We start from the raw sequence: 15,621 nt of genomic DNA, 5'->3' as shown, positions 1-15,621 counted from the left end.
CCGCGTTATCGTTGACGTCCATCGCGAGCAAGCTCGCTCCTACAGGGGTCGGGGGGATGTCAAAAACAGGGCCGTTGCATTACATAACGAGCGTATCAGTCTGGTTGTTCTGTCATGGGTAAATGGTAACCTTTCCCGGTCCGCCCGTCCTTCTGCGACTGATTGTCGCGTAACCAGCATCACCCGATAACACGGCCAAGCCTGCGTGCACCAAGGCCGGGAGTGATGTGTGGCCGGCGGACCATTATTCCAATTGGGGGAGACACTTCATGAGCAGCAGCATTACGGCGGACACTTATGCCGTCGAGCCCGCGTTCCTGTCAAAGGAGCGCATCATCGCCAAGCCCGGTTTCAACCGCTGGCTGGTTCCACCGGCCGCCCTGGCCATCCACCTGTGCATCGGCATGGCTTACGGCTTCTCTGTGTTCTGGTTGCCGCTGTCCAAGGCACTGGGCATCACCGCGCCGGTCGCCTGCGCGCCGGACATGAGCTTTATCGCACAGGTGTTCTCGTCGCAGTGTGATTGGCCGATCTCGATGCTCGGCTGGATCTACACCCTGTTCTTCATCTTCCTCGGCTGCTCGGCGGCGATCTGGGGTGGCTGGCTGGAACATGCCGGGCCGCGCAAGGCTGGTGTGGTGTCTGCGCTGTGCTGGTGTGGTGGCCTGCTGATTTCGGCGCTGGGGGTCTATACCCATCAGATCTGGCTGATGTGGATCGGTTCCGGGGTGATCGGCGGTATCGGTCTGGGCCTGGGTTATATCTCGCCGGTGTCGACCCTGATCAAGTGGTTCCCGGACAAGCGCGGCATGGCCACCGGCATGGCGATCATGGGTTTCGGCGGCGGGGCGATGGTCGGTGCACCGCTGGCGGCGGCCTTGATGGGTCATTTCGCTTCGCCTGCCAGCGTCGGCGTGTGGCAGAGCTTTGCGGTGATGGCGGCGATCTACTTCGTCTTCATGATCGGCGGCGCCTTGTCGTACCGCGTGCCCCCCACTGGTTGGAAGCCCGAGGGCTGGACCGCGCCGGTGAAGAAGGCCAGCAATGCGATGATCACCCACCGTCACGTGCATGTGAACGTGGCCTGGAAGACCCCGCAGTTCCGTCTGGTGTGGCTGGTGCTGTGCCTGAACGTCTCCGCCGGTATCGGCATCCTCGGCATGGCCTCGCCACTGCTGCAGGAAGTCTTCGCCGGTAAACTGCTCGGCAACGGCCTGACCTTCAGTCAGCTGGACGCCGCGCAACTGGGCCAGATCGCCGCGATCGCCGCCGGTTTCACCGGTTTGCTCAGCCTGTTCAACATCGGCGGTCGGTTCTTCTGGGCCTCGTTCTCGGACTATATCGGCCGCAAGGCGACCTACTTCGTGTTCTTCGCCCTGGGTTTCGCGCTCTATGCGGCGGTACCGAGCCTCGGTCACCTGGGCAGCATCGCGCTGTTCGTGGCGGCGTTCTGCGTGGTCCTGTCGATGTACGGCGGTGGTTTCGCCACGGTGCCGGCCTACCTGGCGGACCTGTTCGGTACGCAGATGGTCGGTGCGATCCACGGTCGCCTGCTGACCGCCTGGGCCGCCGCCGGCGTGCTGGGGCCGGTGCTGGTGAACTACCTGCGTGAGTATCAGCTGAGCCTCGGCGTCGAGCGCGCCGCGGCCTACGACATCACCTTGTACATCCTCGCCGGCCTGCTGGTGCTGGGTTTTATCTGCAACCTGCTGGTGCGTCCGGTGGCCGACAAGTACTTTATGAGCGACGCCGAACTGGCTGTCGAGCAGGCGCTGGGCCATGACAAGGGCGCCGACAGCCGGACCGTGCTGGAGTGGAAGGCCGCTGCGGGCAGCAAGCCGCTGGCGATTGCCGCCTGGCTGGTAGTGGGCATTCCGTTGGTGTGGGGCGTGTGGGTCACCCTGCAGAAGACGGCGGTGCTGTTCCACTAAAACCCTGTCCTCACCCTGTAGGCGCGAGCCTGCTCGCGATGGTAGTCGAGGCACGGCGGGGTATCTGATACCCCACGTCATCGTTGACGCCCATCGCGAGCAAGCTCGCTCCTACAGGTCCTGACAGGTATATCCCCGACCCGCTGGATTCAGCCCGTCCGGGAGTTCACCTTGTGTGTTTCGGTTTGCCGCCCGCGCCCCTATAATGGTTGCCTTTTTCGCCCAATGATTTTGCGGAGCTGGTGATGGCCGAACGTAAGGCGTCCGTCGAGCGCGACACTCTGGAAACCCAGATCAAAGCCTCGATCAACCTGGATGGCACCGGAAAGGCCCGATTCAATATCGGTGTGCCTTTTCTTGAACACATGCTCGACCAGATCGCCCGTCACGGGCTGATCGACCTGGATATCGAGTGCAAGGGCGACCTGCATATCGACGACCACCACACCGTGGAAGATGTCGGTATCACTCTGGGCCAGGCCTTCGCCAAAGCCATCGGCGACAAAAAAGGCATCCGTCGCTACGGCCACGCCTATGTCCCGCTGGATGAAGCGCTGTCGCGGGTGGTCATCGACTTCTCCGGCCGTCCTGGCCTGCAGATGCACGTGCCCTACACCCGTGCCACCGTCGGCGGCTTCGACGTCGACCTGTTCCAGGAATTTTTCCAGGGCTTCGTCAACCACGCGCTGGTCAGCCTGCACATCGACAATCTGCGTGGCAGCAACACCCACCACCAGATCGAAACCGTGTTCAAGGCCTTCGGTCGTGCCCTGCGCATGGCGGTCGAACTGGATGAGCGCATGGCCGGGCAAATGCCCTCGACCAAGGGCGTCCTGTAATGCAGACGGTCGCGGTTATCGATTACGGCATGGGTAACCTGCACTCGGTGGCCAAGGCCCTCGAGCACGTGGGGGCCGGCAAGGTGCTGATCACCAGCGATGCGGCGGTGATCCGCGAAGCCGACCGGGTGGTCTTCCCGGGTGTCGGCGCGATTCGCGACTGCATGGCCGAGATCCGCCGCCTGGGCTTCGATGCGCTGGTGCGTGAAGTCAGCCAGGATCGTCCCTTCCTCGGCATCTGCGTCGGCATGCAGGCTTTGCTCGAACACAGCGAAGAGAACGCCGGCGTCGACTGCATCGGCCTGTTTCCCGGCCAGGTGAAGCTCTTCGCCAAGGACCAGCACGAGGACGGCGAGCACCTGAAGGTCCCGCACATGGGCTGGAACGAAGTGACACAGGTGGTGGATCACCCGCTGTGGCACAACATTCCGGACCTGGCGCGTTTCTACTTCGTGCACAGCTACTACATCGCCGCCGGCAACCCGCGGCAGGTGGTGGGTAGCGGGCACTACGGCGTCGACTTCGCCGCGGCGCTGGCCGAGGGTTCGCGCTTCGCGGTGCAGTTCCACCCGGAGAAAAGCCATACCCACGGCCTGCAATTGCTGCAGAACTTCGCCGCCTGGGATGGGCGCTGGTAAATGGCCGCGAAGAAGATCAAGCCGCCGATCCTGACCCTCGCTCCCGAACAGGAGAACGAGGCCAATCAGAAGATCAAGCGCTTCATGGAAGATCGCTTCGAACTGAACCTGGGTTCGTTCGAAGCGGCGGAAATCCTCGACCTGTTTACCCGTGAAATTGCTCCGCACTATTACAACAGGGCGATTTTCGATGTGCAGACGCACCTTAAAGAAAGGTTCGAGAGCATCGAAAGCGACCTGTGGGCGCTCGAGAAAAACTGATTTCCGAGTGAAGCTGAAAAAACGACTTTAAGGTTTTCCAGATGCTGATTATCCCCGCTATCGATCTCAAGGACGGTGCCTGCGTACGTCTGCGCCAGGGCCGCATGGAAGATTCCACGGTGTTCTCCGATGACCCGGTGAGCATGGCTGCCAAGTGGGTGGAGGGCGGCTGCCGCCGTCTGCATCTGGTCGACCTGAACGGCGCGTTCGAAGGCCAGCCGGTCAACGGCGAGGTGGTCACTGCCATCGCCAAGCGTTATCCGCACCTGCCGATTCAGATCGGCGGCGGTATCCGCTCCCTGGAAACCATCGAGCACTACGTCAAGGCTGGCGTGAGCTACGTGATCATCGGCACCAAGGCGGTGAAAGACCCGGCGTTCGTTGCTGAAGCCTGCCGTGCGTTCCCGGGCAAGGTCATCGTCGGCCTGGATGCCAAGGACGGTTTTGTCGCCACCGACGGCTGGGCTGAAATCAGCACCGTGCAAGTGATCGACCTGGCCAAGCAATTCGAAGCCGACGGCGTGTCCGCCATCGTTTATACCGATATCGCCAAAGATGGCATGATGCAGGGCTGCAACGTGCCCTTCACCGCCGCCCTGGCCGCGGCCACCCGGATCCCGGTGATCGCTTCCGGTGGTATCCACAACCTGGGCGATATCAAGGCCCTGCTGGACGCCAAGGCGCCGGGCATCATCGGCGCGATTACCGGTCGGGCGATCTACGAAGGCACCCTCGATGTCGCCGAGGCGCAAGCCTTCTGCGATTCGTACCAAGGCTGAGGACTCACCATGGCGCTGGCCAAACGCATCATCCCTTGCCTGGACGTCGACAACGGTCGCGTGGTCAAGGGCGTCAAGTTCGAGAACATCCGCGATGCCGGTGACCCGGTGGAAATTGCCCGGCGTTACGACGAGCAGGGTGCGGACGAGATCACTTTTCTCGACATCACCGCCAGCGTCGATGGCCGTGACACCACGCTGCATACCGTCGAGCGCATGGCCAGCCAGGTGTTTATCCCACTGACGGTTGGTGGCGGCGTGCGTACCGTGCAGGACATCCGCAACCTGCTCAATGCCGGGGCCGACAAGGTCTCGATCAACACCGCGGCGGTGTTCAACCCCGAGTTCGTCGGTGAAGCGGCGCAGCATTTCGGCTCGCAGTGCATCGTTGTCGCTATCGACGCGAAGAAGGTTTCGCTGCCAGGCGAAACCCCACGCTGGGAGATCTTCACCCACGGCGGGCGCAAGCCCACCGGGCTCGATGCGGTGGAGTGGGCGAAAAAAATGGAAGGCCTCGGTGCCGGTGAAATCCTGCTGACCAGCATGGACCAGGACGGCATGAAAAACGGCTTCGACCTCGGCGTCACCCGCGCCATCAGTGATGCCCTGGGCATTCCGGTGATTGCCTCGGGGGGCGTCGGTAATCTCCAGCACCTGGCCGACGGGATTCTTGAAGGCCACGCCAGCGCGGTGCTGGCGGCGAGCATCTTCCACTTCGGCGAGTACACCGTGCCGGAAGCCAAGGCCTATATGGCCGCGCGCGGTATTGTGGTGCGCTGAGGGCAACAGGCCACTGGACAGCATGGCGGCCTCAAGTCACTCTTGAGGCCGCCATGGATTCCGGTTGCCTACTATGTCTAAACGCTTTTTCCTTGCACTGTTTTGCCTGATCGGGCTGTTGTCGGGCACGGCGGGTGCGGCGGACGCAGCCGATGACGGCATTGTCCTGCTGACGGAGAACTTCCCGCCCTACAACATGGCGAAAAACGGCAAGAACTTCGCCAAGGACGAGAACATCGAAGGCATCGCCGCCGATATTGTGCGCGAGACCTTCAAACGTGCCGGTATTCCCTACAGCCTGACCCTGCGATTCCCCTGGGAGCGGATCTACAAACTCGCCCTGGAAAAGCCCGGCTACGGGGTGTTCGTCATGGCCCGGCTGCCGGAGCGCGAGAGGCTGTTCAAGTGGGTCGGCCCGATTGGTCCTGACGATTGGGTGCTGCTGGGCAAAGCGGGTAGCCCGATCGCCTTGTCGAGCCTGGAGCAGGCTCACCGCTACCGGATCGGCGCCTACAAGGGCGACGCTATCGGCCAATACCTGACGCAGCACGGGTTCAACCCGGTGCTGGCCCTGCGTGACCAGGATAACGCGAAGAAGCTGGTCGACGGCCAGATCGACCTGTGGGCCTCGGGCGATCCCGCCGGACGCTACCTGGCCCGGCAGGAGGGTGTGGCCGGGCTCAAGACGATCTTGCGCTTCAACAGTGCCTCCCTTTACCTGGCCCTCAACAAAGAGGTGCCCGATACAGTCGTTGCCAGGTTGCAGTCGGCGCTCGATCAGTTGCGCCGTGAAGGCGCGGTGGATCTGGCTTTCGGTCGCTACCTGTAAGGACGATCAGCGCGGCCTGAGGATATCGGTCCTGACCGGCGAGACTTGGTTGGCCTGGTCGTAGGAGCGTGTGCACAGCTTGATCGGCTCCCGGTACACCGAGAACAGCTCCTTGTATTGCCCGTTGGGCAGTTCGTCGATGCGGACTTTGATCGTCTTCGTTGCTATTTCGATGATGGGCGGAACGTTAGGGTCGGTGGGCAGCAAGATATCTTCTTCTTCCGCTTCCAGCGGCGGAGGAATTTCCTGGAAACCGGTGTCGCTGTCGCAGTCAGTCGAGTGGGCGGGCCCGTACTTGTATTCATAGCGGGCATAGAACGGTGGGTAGTGCTGCCAGGTCACTGCGTAGGTTCCCAGCAGTGTTCTGTCCAGGGCGATGCTCATGTCTGGCGATCTCGCCGGTCCCGGCTCCGCCAGTTCGACGGCCAGGGTCAGGGCTCCTTTCATCTGCGCCGGGGTATGTTGCTGCGTTTGGGTTTCCGTCCCCAGGATGCAGAGCATCTGGATACCGGTTTGCGGGCCGATGGGCAGGTCGATCGTGGCGTTGTTACTGGGCGTGGTGGGGCCATAGCCTGTCGGGTCTTCGCAATCGGTCGCCCGGCGCGCGGTCTTGAACCGGTAGAAAGGCGTACTGAGGGTGAGCGGGGCTTTCCAGTTGGGGATAATGTCGCTATTGCCGTTGGGGCGCGCGACAAAGTACTGCTGGATCGGCTGTGGGTTTTCAAAGCTGATCGAGGTGGTCGGATACAGGTCGCACTTTTGCCGGTCGGCCGTCAGGCGGCCATCGGCAAAGCAGTGGTTCAGAAAGACCAGTGAGCTTCCGTAGTTGGTGCCGGGTTGCCAGTCGGGTTGTCCTTTGGTGATCTCGCAAGGTGATCCCTCCAGGCACTGTTTCTCTTCGCGCGTGTCATGGGTGGTGGTGGCGATAATGCCGAACAGTTCGCCGGTCGCCCTGTTCAGCAAAGGGCCGCCGAAGCTGCCCGCGGTGATGCCGCGGCAACGGTTTTTCATGGTCGAGCGCCAGACCCAGGGCTGTTCGAGGATCTCCACGCTGGCCAGGTGTGTGCAGGCGGACACCTGCAGCGTCGCCCATTCGGGTACGCCAAGCGCCAATATATCGCTCCGTGGACGAGGTTCGACGGCAGCCAGTTTCAGCGGCTCGATACCCTCGGCGAGCAATTCGGCCAAGGGCTTTTCAAGCTCGATAATGGCCAGGTCGATGCCGGTGCTGCTGCTCCAGGCCAGGGTTTTGAGTCGATAGAGTTGGAGTTGCTCAATGCTGTCGGCGAAGTAGTTGAACGCGACCGTGCCCGTAATGGGCAAGTCTTTCTGGACCTCACGGTTGTCTTTGTGCAGGCAGCGGTTGCTGGTGACGATATAGGCGGGCGCATCGGCACGGATGTTTGGCGTGCGAGTGTCGAGAAGGCTGGCGGTGCAGAGTGCCTGGCTCTGGTTCTTGATCCGGCCGATGCCACTCCATTGCTTGAAGCGGCCGTCGAAGTTGCTGACGAGGCCGGGGGGCGCCATACCTTGTGCGCTGCGGGTGTCGACCTGGGCGTGGAGGTTGAAGGGCAGGAACAGTAGCGTGAGGTACAGGGTATTTTTCTGTGTGTGTTTCATGTCGGCTCAGTCAAGTTCGTGAGTCCTGAACTTACTGGCGCCGTTGGAGCGGGTGTGTATGGATAGATATCAGCGATAAACGCCTTGCTTGCCGTGGGCCTCGCTCGCCTGGTTGCCGCGTAGGGCGATCATCGATTTGATATCGATCCAGTCGATGCCCTGCTCCTTGAGCTTGGGCAGCTCGCGTTCGAGGACCGCCAGGGTCTGCGGGTACGGGTGGCCGATCACCACCGCCGAGCCGTGCTTGCGCGCCAGCCTGATCGCCTCTTCCAGTTGCGCGGTAATCGCCGGCTCGGTGCGTTCATTATCGAGGAATACATCCCGCGACACGCTGGCCAGGCCGATCTTCTGTGCTTCGGCCGCGGCGACGGTCTTGGCGCTGGTGCGGCTGTCGACGAAAAACTTGTTGCGCCGCTGCAATTCGCCCATCAGCCAGGCCATGGCCACTGGTTCGGCGGTCATGCGGCTGCCTTCGTGATTGTTGATCCCGCTGGTAAAGGGCACGGCCTTGAAGGCGGCGGCCAGGCGCGTTTTCAATTCATCGAGGGGCAGTTCGGGATGCCAGGCGAAAGGGCCGGTGGCCGGGTCCATGGGCATGTGCAGCATGATGATCTTGCCGGCGGCATGGGCCTCGCGGGCCAGTTCGGCGGCATGCGGGGTGTCGGGCATGATCGATGGGGTGACCGGCCCGGGCAGGGCCAGCACCCGACGGTCCCGGGGCAAGTTCTGCCCCAGGTCATCGATAATCAGGCTGAGGTAGGCTTTGGCGGGAACCGGCGGTTCGACCGGCGTTGCCTGGGCAACGCCGATCCAACAGCAGGTCAGGAGCAGCAGCCAGCAGCGCACCTCAGTTGCCGCGCGTCACGCTCAGGCCCTTGAGCAGGCTCAGCGCCTGGCCCAACTGGTAGTCGTCATCCTGCAGGCGCGGCTTGGCCTTGGTCGCCTTGACGCTCGGTTTGTCCGCGCCGCCGTTGCCGTTGCCCAGGTGACCCTGCAGATCGGCTTCCTTGAAGGTGTCGTCGTCCTGGGCGCCGGTGACCTTGGCCTGGCGCACTTCGACGTCGGGGATGATGCCCTGGGCCTGGATCGAGCGACCGTTGGGGGTGTAGTACAGCGCGGTGGTGATCTTCAGCGCGCGATCATTGCTCAGCGGCAGCACGGTCTGTACCGAGCCCTTGCCGAAGCTGGTGGTACCCATCAGCACGGCGCGTTTCTGGTCCTGCAGGGCGCCGGCGACGATTTCCGAAGCCGAGGCGCTGCCGCCGTTGATCAGGACCACCATCGGCACCGCTTCGCTTTCGTCGTGGCCGGTGGCCGAGAAGCGCAGTTCGGAGTTGGCGATCCGGCCCTTGGTGTAGACGATCAGGCCCTTGGTGATGAAGTGGTCGACCACTTCCACCGCGGCCTGCAACACGCCACCGGGGTTGTTGCGCAGGTCGAGGACGATGCCGTTGAGCTTCTTGCCGTTTTCCTTGCGCAGGGCCGTCAAGGCCTTGGAGACCTCTTCGCCGGTCTTGACCTGGAACTGGGTGATGCGGATATAGCCGTAGCCGTTTTCCAGCAACTGGCTGCGCACGCTCTTGGTGCGGATGATCGCCCGGGTCAGGGTCACATCGAACGGTGCACCGCCGCCGCGCACCAGGGTCAGGGTGATCTTCTGGCCGACCTTGCCGCGCATCTTGTCGACGGCTTCGGTCATGGTCTGGCCGCGGGTCGGCTGGCCGTTGATCTTGACGATCAGGTCGCCGGCCTGCACGCCGGCCTTGGACGCCGGGGTATCGTCGATCGGCGAGACCACCTTGACGAAGTTGTCTTCCATGCCGACTTCGATACCCAGGCCGCCGAATTCGCCGCTGGTGTCTTCCTGCAGCTGGGCGAAATCGTCCGGCCCGAGGTAGGCGGAGTGCGGGTCGAGGTTGCTGAGCATGCCCTTGATGGCATTCTCCAGCAGGGTCTTGTCGTCCACCGGTTCGACATAGGCGGCCTTGATCCGGTCCATGACCTCGGCAAAGGTGCGCAGCTCGTCGAGCGGCAGCGGGGCCTTGGCGGTGACGGCCGGAGCGGCGGCCGGCGCGGGCTGGGCAGGTTGCGCAGCGAACGCGTGGGGCGCACCGATCACCAGTGCGATCGTCAGGGCCAGCGAGGTGAGGCGGGACAAATGCAACATGTCGAACGAACTCCTGATTAAGAGGCGGGCCTATCCTTGGGCGCGGCACCATTGGGCCGGATCACTCGGGTGACCCTGCTGACGTATAGCGAAATACAGTGCGGGTGCGTCCTGACCGCCACTGTTGCCTACAGTAGAGATCGACTCACCGGCTTTTACCACATCGCCCGCGGACTTGAGCAGCGTCTGGTTGTGCCCGTAGAGGCTCAGGTAACCATTGCCGTGGTCCAGAATGACCAGCAGACCGGCGCCCCGTAACCAATCGGCGAACACCACGCGGCCACCGTGCACGGCGTGCACCTGGCTACCGGCGGCGGCGCTGATCATCACCCCGTCCCACTTGGTCCGGGCGTCATCGCCACGGGTTTCACCAAAGCGCGCAAGCAATCGACCATCAACCGGCCATGGAAGTTTGCCGCGCGCTGAAGCAAAAGGGCCGCCGAAGGATTCTCCCGCGCTCGAGACCAGGGCTCCAGGCGTGGTTTTACGCGGAGGGCGTGGGCTGTCGTCGTTGGCGAGCGCAGCCTCACGCTGGCGCTTTTTTTCGGCTTCCTGCTGGGCGAGCAGCGCTTTCTGACGCGCTTCTTCCGCCTCGCGGGCCTGGCGTGCCAGGGTTTCTTCGATGGTCTTGAGAACTTTCGACAGGTCGGCCTGGTCCTGTTCGCGGGCGGCGAGCTTCTGGTCGCGGACCTTCACGTCGTCATTGAGCTTGGCCAGGGCCGCCTGGCGTTCCTTGCGGACTTTGTCCAGTTCGTCGCGCTGGCTGTCCAGGCTGCTTTTCTGCACCAGCAACTGGGCTTGCTGCAGGTTGATGTCGTTCTCGACGTTGGCCAGTTGGCGCAGGGTTTCGTTGAAATTCTTCAACTGCTCCAGGCGCGCCTGGCTCAGGTAGTCGTAATAAGTCAGGGTGCGGGCGAATTTTTCCGGGTTTTGCTGGTTGAGCAACAACTTGAGGTACTCCTGGCGGCCGCCCTGGTAGGCGGCGCGGGCCTGGATGGCGATCAGTCGTTGCTGTTCAATCCGCGCGCTCTGGAGTTTTTTTTTCTCTCCATCGAGCCGCTGCAGTTCGCTTTCGCTCTTTTTCAGCTCTTTCTGCAGGGCATCGACCTGCTTCTCCAGCTTGCCCATCTCGGTTTCGGTGCCGCGCAGCTCTTTCTGCACGCCGGATTTTTCTTCCTGCAACTTGCCCAGGAGCTTTTTCAGCTCAACGATATCCTGACGCGTGGCGTCCAATTGTTGCTGGGTTTGCGCGCGCTCGTCGGCAAAGGCCGGTTGGAGCAGGCAGATCAGGGCTAGGGCGATAAGGGCGCGAAGCATGGGGCGGGCGACACCTGGGAACGGGACGTCCTAGTATGCCCGCCGCGCGCTGCAAAAAAAACGCCCAAAAGCGGTTGCTTTCAGGCGTTTCCGATAAAGAGGTAGGCCGCAGGCCAGCGGCCGGCCTGATTTACGGTGTTTAGAGGTCAGTCAGGATCGACGTGCCGGTCATCTCCTGCGGCTGTTTCAGCCCCAGAAGCTTGAGCATGGTCGGGGCGACATCCGCCAGCACGCCACCTTCACGGACCTTCAGCGGCCGTTTGCCGACATAGATGAACGGTACCGGCTCGGTGGTGTGGGCGGTGTGGGCCTGACCGGTGGATTCGTCTTCCATTTGTTCGACGTTGCCGTGGTCGGCGGTGATCAGTGCTTCGCCGCCGACCTTGTCCAGGGCCTCGACGATACGTCCTACACACAAATCCAAGCATTCCACTGCTTTAACGGCCGCATCGAATACACCGCTGTGGCCGACCATGTCGCCGTTGGCGTAGTTGACCACGATCACGTCGTAGCGCTGCTGTTCGATGGCCTCGACGATGCGGTCAGTGACTTCCGGCGCGCTCATTTCCGGTTGCAGGTCGTAGGTCGCGACTTTCGGCGACGGGATCAGGATACGTTCTTCGCCCGGGAAGGGTTCCTCGCGACCGCCGGAGAAGAAGAAGGTCACATGGGCGTATTTCTCGGTTTCGGCGATCCGCAGCTGGGTCTTGCCGTTTTTCGCCAGGTAGTCGCCCAGCACGTTTTCCAGGCTGCCCGGGGCGAAGGCCGATGGCGCGGGGATGCTGGCGGCGTATTGGGTGAGCATGACGAAGCCGGCCAGCTTCGGTTGGCGGGCGCGTTCGAAGTCCTTGAAGCCGTCTTCGACGAACACCCGGGTCAGTTCGCGGGCGCGGTCGGCGCGGAAGTTCATGAACACCACGGCGTCGCCGTCTTCGACCGTGACTTTCTCGCCAATGCTAGTGGCCTTGACGAATTCATCGCTCTCGCCACGTTCATAGGCGGCCAGCAGGCCTTCCTGGGCGCTGGCGGCCTGGAATTCGGCCTGACCGTCGACGATCAGGTTGTAGGCCTGGGCCACGCGGTCCCAGCGGTTGTCGCGGTCCATGGCGAAATAACGCCCGACCAGGCTGGCGATACGGCCCTTGCCCAGGGTGCGGAAGGTTTCGTCGAGCAGTTCGATGGATGACTGGGCGCTTTTCGGCGGGGTGTCGCGGCCGTCGAGGAAGGCGTGCAGGTAGATTTTCTCGGCACCGCGCTTGAACGCCAGTTCAGCCATGGCCACCAGGTGGTCCTGGTGGCTGTGCACGCCACCCTCGGACAGCAGGCCGAGGATGTGCACGGCCTTGCCCGCGGCCACGGCCTTGTCGACTGCTGCGCCGATCGTCGGGTTGTCGAAGAACTCACCGTCGCGGATCGCCTTGGTCACGCGGGTGAAGTCCTGGTACACCACGCGGCCGGCGCCGAGGTTCATGTGGCCGACTTCGGAGTTGCCCATCTGCCCGTCCGGCAGGCCGACATCCATGCCCGAACCCGAGATCAGGCCGTTGGGCTGGGTGGCGACGAGGCGGTCCAATACGGGCTTTTTCGCCGAATAGACAGCGTTGTAGTCATGGCTCTCACTGTGACCGAAGCCATCCAGGATGATCAGGACCAAAGGTTTAGGCGTGGTAGTCATGGATGGCTCTCGCGGCTGGATTGAAAGGACATGGAAAAAAGAGTCGCAGTTTAAAGCCAAGTTCACAGGCCGTCACCGCCGGGCGGGGTTTGGCCGACCTTGACGGCTGTGTATACTGGCCCACATTTTAACGCCCTGGAACCTCCTGATGGTCGATCACCTGATTGCATTTGCCACTAGCCACTATCTGTTAGCCGGCGCCTTCGTGCTCCTGCTGGCCTTGCTGATTGCCCATGAAATGAGCCGCGGTGGCGCCAGCCTCAGCACCGGCCAGTTGACTGCATTGGTCAACCAGGAGCAGGGCGTGGTCATCGATTTGCGTCCGAGCAAGGATTTTGCCGCCGGTCACATCGTCGGTGCGCTGAACATTCCCCAGGACAAACTGATGGCTCGCATCGGCGAACTGGAAAAGCACAAGGCCAAGACCCTGATTCTGGTCGACGCCCAGGGCCAGCACTCCGGGACTCACGCCCGCGAACTGCTCAAGTCCGGTTTTATTGCCGCCAAGCTGTCCGGCGGTATTTCCAGCTGGAAAGCCGACAATCTGCCGCTGGTGAAGTGATATGGGCCAGGTCGTCGTCTACTCCAGTGATTACTGCCCTTACTGCATGCGGGCCAAGTCGTTGCTCGGCAGCAAGAACGTTGCCTTCGACGAGATCAAGGTCGACGGCAAGCCGCAGGTGCGTGCTGAAATGGCCCAGAAAGCGGGGCGTACTTCCGTGCCGCAAATCTGGATCGGCGACCGGCACGTGGGTGGCTGCGATGACCTGTTCGCCCTCGAGCGCGCCGGCAAGCTGGATGCGTTGCTAGAAGCTTGACTCCCCCAACCCTTTAAAGACCTGAAGATCAAGAAGGATCTGCTGCGATGACTGACCAACAGAACACTGCTGCTACCGAAGAAGAAAGCCAACCGCAATTCTCCTTGCAGCGTATCTACGTGCGCGACCTGTCCTTCGAAGCCCCGAAAAGCCCGGCGATCTTCCGCCAGCAGTGGGAGCCGAGCGTTGGCCTGGACCTCAATACCCGTCAGAAAGCCCTGGAAGGCGACTTCCACGAAGTGGTACTGACCCTGTCGGTCACCGTGAAGAACGGTGAGGAAGTGGCCTTCATCGCTGAAGTGCAGCAGGCCGGTATCTTCCTGATCAAGAACCTCGACGCGGCTTCCATGAGCCACACCCTGGGTGCGTTCTGCCCGAACATCCTGTTCCCGTACGCTCGCGAAACCCTGGACAGCCTGGTGACCCGTGGTTCGTTCCCGGCGTTGATGCTGGCCCCGGTGAACTTCGATGCCCTGTACGCGCAAGAGCTGCAGCGTCTGCAGGAAGAAGGCGCGCAAACCGTTCAATAAGCGGATTGCACAGTCTTTGTAGGAGCCAGCTTGCTGGCGATAGCGACCGATCAGGCGATGCAAACCTCACGGGCCTTATCGCCGGCAAGCCGGCTCCCACAGAAAAAAAGCGCCTGTCCGGCGCTTTTTTTGTTCAGGCGGCGCCTGGTTTTCAGGCAAAGCCCAACTGGCGCCAGCCTTCGTAGACTGCCACCGCCACGGTGTTGGACAGGTTCAGGCTGCGGCAGCCTTCGCGCATCGGCAGGCGCAGGCGTTGTTCGCCGGGCAGGGCCTCGAGCACCTCGGTTGGCAGGCCACGGCTTTCCGGGCCGAAGAGAAACGCATCACCCTCGGCGAAGCGCGCATCGTGGAACAGCCGCGAGCCCTTGGTGGTGAAGGCGAACAGGCGCGGGTGAGCGAGGCTTTCCAGGCAACTGGCGAGGTCGGCGTGGGTCTTGAGCGTGGCGTACTCGTGGTAGTCGAGGCCGGCGCGGCGCAGGCGCTTGTCGTCCATTTCAAAACCGATGGGCTCGATCAAATGCAGGTGGCAGCCGCTGTTGGCGCACAGCCTGATAATGTTGCCGGTGTTCGGCGGAATTTCTGGTTGAAAGAGGATGACGTGAAACATGCACGGCTCCGAAGATAAAGATGAGCTGCATTCTACCCCTGAAGAGGACCCGCGACCGAAGCTATTGCCGCGGGTGCTGGGGTCGCTGGCGCTTGTCGGCTTGATGGTCGGGATGATGATCGGTCGCCTGACCGCGCCCCAGCCCCTGGAGTTGCAGCAGGTCGACGTGGTGCCCGAAGGGGTGGTGCTGTGGTTCAGCGCCGAGCCCAAGGTACATGGCGAGCAGGTTGACGGTACCGTGGCGCTGCTGTTCGATGCCGAGGGTAAGGCGCAGAACGGCCACTTGCAGGTGGCCGGCAAGGACGCCAACTGGCGTGTGCGCTTGAGTGACAAGGGGTTGTTGCTGACGCTGCTGGCGGCGCGTCCGTTGCACGGCGAGTGGGCCGGGGCCAAGGTGGACGGCCGCTGGAGATTGGCGATCAATCTGCGGGAGGAATAAAACAGGGAATCTCCGGCCTGCCTGTACCGAAGCTCCCGGAACCGCTGTCGTGCTCGTCGCGCTGGGCGCCATGAGTCCGGGTGTTAAAGAGGGAATTCCTGGCCTGCCTGTACCAGGGTTCCCAAAAACGTCTGGGCTCGTCGCGGTGAGCGGTATGAGCCCGGTGTAAAGAAGGGGAGTCCCGGCCTGCCTGTACCAGGGTCCCCGAAAGCGTTTGGGACTCGTCGCTGCGAACGGTGTGAGTCCCGGTGTAAAGAAGGGGAGTCCTGACCTGCCTGTATCAGGGTCCCCGAAAGCGTTTGGGACTCGTCGCTGTGAGCGGTGTGAGTCCCGGTGTAAAGAAGGGAAGTCCCGGCCTGCCTGTACCAGGGTTCCCGAAAACGTCTGGGCT

17 protein-coding genes are annotated in these 15,621 nt (G+C 62.3%); 11 read left to right on the top strand and 6 right to left on the bottom strand.

What is annotated here, in order from left to right; all coding sequences use genetic code 11:
- Window positions 1-269 precede the first annotated feature (269 nt).
- The 7 genes from AC07T0_RS25010 (at window position 270) to AC07T0_RS24980 (ending at window position 6,057) form a co-directional block, all read left to right on the top strand.
- The gene (locus AC07T0_RS25010; protein WP_495003699.1) at window positions 270-1,931 is read left to right on the top strand and encodes an OFA family MFS transporter; all 1,662 of its coding nucleotides are present in this window, start codon (window positions 270-272) and stop codon (window positions 1,929-1,931) included.
- A gap of 245 nt (window positions 1,932-2,176) precedes the next feature.
- A complete protein-coding gene (hisB, locus tag AC07T0_RS25005; protein WP_495003698.1) occupies window positions 2,177-2,770 on the top strand; it encodes an imidazoleglycerol-phosphate dehydratase HisB in 594 nt (197 codons plus the stop codon).
- Window positions 2,770-3,408: an imidazole glycerol phosphate synthase subunit HisH gene (gene hisH / locus AC07T0_RS25000; RefSeq protein ID WP_495003697.1), complete on the top strand. Its 639-nt coding sequence runs from the start codon at window positions 2,770-2,772 to the stop codon at window positions 3,406-3,408. The genes hisB and hisH overlap by 1 nt, the downstream gene beginning before the upstream one ends.
- On the top strand, window positions 3,409-3,669 hold the full coding sequence (locus AC07T0_RS24995; protein ID WP_495003696.1) for a DUF2164 domain-containing protein: 261 nt from the start codon (window positions 3,409-3,411) through the stop codon (window positions 3,667-3,669).
- Window positions 3,670-3,710: 41 nt separating this feature from the next.
- Window positions 3,711-4,448, top strand: a complete 738-nt coding sequence (hisA, locus tag AC07T0_RS24990) for a 1-(5-phosphoribosyl)-5-[(5-phosphoribosylamino)methylideneamino]imidazole-4-carboxamide isomerase (RefSeq protein WP_495003695.1) — start codon at window positions 3,711-3,713, stop codon at window positions 4,446-4,448.
- Window positions 4,449-4,457: 9 nt separating this feature from the next.
- Complete coding sequence (hisF, locus tag AC07T0_RS24985) at window positions 4,458-5,228, top strand: imidazole glycerol phosphate synthase subunit HisF (protein ID WP_017126987.1); 771 nt, start codon at window positions 4,458-4,460, stop codon at window positions 5,226-5,228.
- Window positions 5,229-5,301: 73 nt separating this feature from the next.
- Window positions 5,302-6,057 carry a substrate-binding periplasmic protein gene (locus AC07T0_RS24980; RefSeq protein WP_495003694.1) on the top strand — a complete coding sequence of 252 codons (756 nt, stop codon included), beginning with the start codon at window positions 5,302-5,304 and terminating at the stop codon, window positions 6,055-6,057.
- Window positions 6,058-6,063: 6 nt separating this feature from the next.
- Here AC07T0_RS24980 and AC07T0_RS24975 read toward each other — a convergent pair whose 3' ends face one another.
- From AC07T0_RS24975 to gpmI, 5 genes are all read right to left on the bottom strand, one after another.
- Entirely contained in the window at window positions 6,064-7,677 is a 1,614-nt protein-coding gene (locus AC07T0_RS24975; protein WP_495003693.1) for a trypsin-like peptidase domain-containing protein, read from the bottom strand.
- Window positions 7,678-7,746: 69 nt separating this feature from the next.
- The gene (locus AC07T0_RS24970; protein WP_495003692.1) at window positions 7,747-8,523 is read right to left on the bottom strand and encodes a divergent polysaccharide deacetylase family protein; all 777 of its coding nucleotides are present in this window, start codon (window positions 8,521-8,523) and stop codon (window positions 7,747-7,749) included.
- 1 nt (window position 8,524) lies between these two features.
- Complete coding sequence (locus tag AC07T0_RS24965) at window positions 8,525-9,844, bottom strand: S41 family peptidase (RefSeq protein WP_495003691.1); 1,320 nt, start codon at window positions 9,842-9,844, stop codon at window positions 8,525-8,527.
- 30 nt (window positions 9,845-9,874) lie between these two features.
- Window positions 9,875-11,161 carry a murein hydrolase activator EnvC family protein gene (locus AC07T0_RS24960; RefSeq protein WP_495003690.1) on the bottom strand — a complete coding sequence of 429 codons (1,287 nt, stop codon included), beginning with the start codon at window positions 11,159-11,161 and terminating at the stop codon, window positions 9,875-9,877.
- Window positions 11,162-11,300: 139 nt separating this feature from the next.
- A complete protein-coding gene (gpmI, locus tag AC07T0_RS24955; RefSeq protein WP_495003689.1) occupies window positions 11,301-12,836 on the bottom strand; it encodes a 2,3-bisphosphoglycerate-independent phosphoglycerate mutase in 1,536 nt (511 codons plus the stop codon).
- Between the two features lie 148 nt (window positions 12,837-12,984).
- On the opposite strand from gpmI, the gene AC07T0_RS24950 reads away from it, so the two are divergent.
- From AC07T0_RS24950 to secB, 3 genes are read left to right on the top strand one after another with little or no spacing between them, the layout of a single operon-like run.
- Complete coding sequence (locus tag AC07T0_RS24950; protein ID WP_495003688.1) at window positions 12,985-13,398, top strand: rhodanese-like domain-containing protein; 414 nt, start codon at window positions 12,985-12,987, stop codon at window positions 13,396-13,398.
- A gap of 1 nt (window position 13,399) precedes the next feature.
- Window positions 13,400-13,654 (top strand): glutaredoxin 3, encoded by a 255-nt coding sequence (grxC, locus tag AC07T0_RS24945; RefSeq protein ID WP_495003687.1) that lies wholly within the window; start codon window positions 13,400-13,402, stop codon window positions 13,652-13,654.
- A 47-nt stretch (window positions 13,655-13,701) separates the two neighbouring features.
- The gene (gene secB, locus AC07T0_RS24940; protein WP_495003686.1) at window positions 13,702-14,184 is read left to right on the top strand and encodes a protein-export chaperone SecB; all 483 of its coding nucleotides are present in this window, start codon (window positions 13,702-13,704) and stop codon (window positions 14,182-14,184) included.
- 151 nt (window positions 14,185-14,335) lie between these two features.
- On the opposite strand, the gene AC07T0_RS24935 is transcribed toward secB, so the two are convergent.
- A complete protein-coding gene (locus tag AC07T0_RS24935) occupies window positions 14,336-14,791 on the bottom strand; it encodes a tRNA (cytidine(34)-2'-O)-methyltransferase (RefSeq protein ID WP_495003685.1) in 456 nt (151 codons plus the stop codon).
- Between AC07T0_RS24935 and AC07T0_RS24930 the strand changes: the two genes are divergently transcribed.
- Window positions 14,790-15,230: a hypothetical protein gene (locus AC07T0_RS24930; protein WP_495003684.1), complete on the top strand. Its 441-nt coding sequence runs from the start codon at window positions 14,790-14,792 to the stop codon at window positions 15,228-15,230. The two genes, AC07T0_RS24935 and AC07T0_RS24930, sit on opposite strands and share 2 nt — an antisense overlap.
- Window positions 15,231-15,621: the final 391 nt, after the last annotated feature.

Source organism: Pseudomonas sp. GW821-FHT04D07 (assembly GCF_059420225.1).
The sequence above is the reverse complement of the archived record's forward strand: the minus strand, read 5'-3'. Positions and strand labels throughout refer to the sequence as shown.

What these genes read in the sequence shown, in the direction of transcription:
- AC07T0_RS25010 (WP_495003699.1), top strand. Translation starts at nt 270, where the DNA reads ATGAGCAGCAGCATTACGGCGGACACTTATGCCGTCGAGCCCGCGTTC.
- hisB (WP_495003698.1), top strand. Translation starts at nt 2,177, where the DNA reads ATGGCCGAACGTAAGGCGTCCGTCGAGCGCGACACTCTGGAAACCCAG.
- hisH (WP_495003697.1), top strand. Translation starts at nt 2,770, where the DNA reads ATGCAGACGGTCGCGGTTATCGATTACGGCATGGGTAACCTGCACTCG.
- AC07T0_RS24995 (WP_495003696.1), top strand. Translation starts at nt 3,409, where the DNA reads ATGGCCGCGAAGAAGATCAAGCCGCCGATCCTGACCCTCGCTCCCGAA.
- hisA (WP_495003695.1), top strand. Translation starts at nt 3,711, where the DNA reads ATGCTGATTATCCCCGCTATCGATCTCAAGGACGGTGCCTGCGTACGT.
- hisF (WP_017126987.1), top strand. Translation starts at nt 4,458, where the DNA reads ATGGCGCTGGCCAAACGCATCATCCCTTGCCTGGACGTCGACAACGGT.
- AC07T0_RS24980 (WP_495003694.1), top strand. Translation starts at nt 5,302, where the DNA reads ATGTCTAAACGCTTTTTCCTTGCACTGTTTTGCCTGATCGGGCTGTTG.
- AC07T0_RS24975 (WP_495003693.1), bottom strand. Translation starts at nt 7,677, where the DNA reads ATGAAACACACACAGAAAAATACCCTGTACCTCACGCTACTGTTCCTG.
- AC07T0_RS24965 (WP_495003691.1), bottom strand. Translation starts at nt 9,844, where the DNA reads ATGTTGCATTTGTCCCGCCTCACCTCGCTGGCCCTGACGATCGCACTG.
- AC07T0_RS24960 (WP_495003690.1), bottom strand. Translation starts at nt 11,161, where the DNA reads ATGCTTCGCGCCCTTATCGCCCTAGCCCTGATCTGCCTGCTCCAACCG.
- gpmI (WP_495003689.1), bottom strand. Translation starts at nt 12,836, where the DNA reads ATGACTACCACGCCTAAACCTTTGGTCCTGATCATCCTGGATGGCTTC.
- AC07T0_RS24950 (WP_495003688.1), top strand. Translation starts at nt 12,985, where the DNA reads ATGGTCGATCACCTGATTGCATTTGCCACTAGCCACTATCTGTTAGCC.
- grxC (WP_495003687.1), top strand. Translation starts at nt 13,400, where the DNA reads ATGGGCCAGGTCGTCGTCTACTCCAGTGATTACTGCCCTTACTGCATG.
- secB (WP_495003686.1), top strand. Translation starts at nt 13,702, where the DNA reads ATGACTGACCAACAGAACACTGCTGCTACCGAAGAAGAAAGCCAACCG.
- AC07T0_RS24930 (WP_495003684.1), top strand. Translation starts at nt 14,790, where the DNA reads ATGCACGGCTCCGAAGATAAAGATGAGCTGCATTCTACCCCTGAAGAG.
- AC07T0_RS24935 (WP_495003685.1), bottom strand. Translation starts at nt 14,791, where the DNA reads ATGTTTCACGTCATCCTCTTTCAACCAGAAATTCCGCCGAACACCGGC.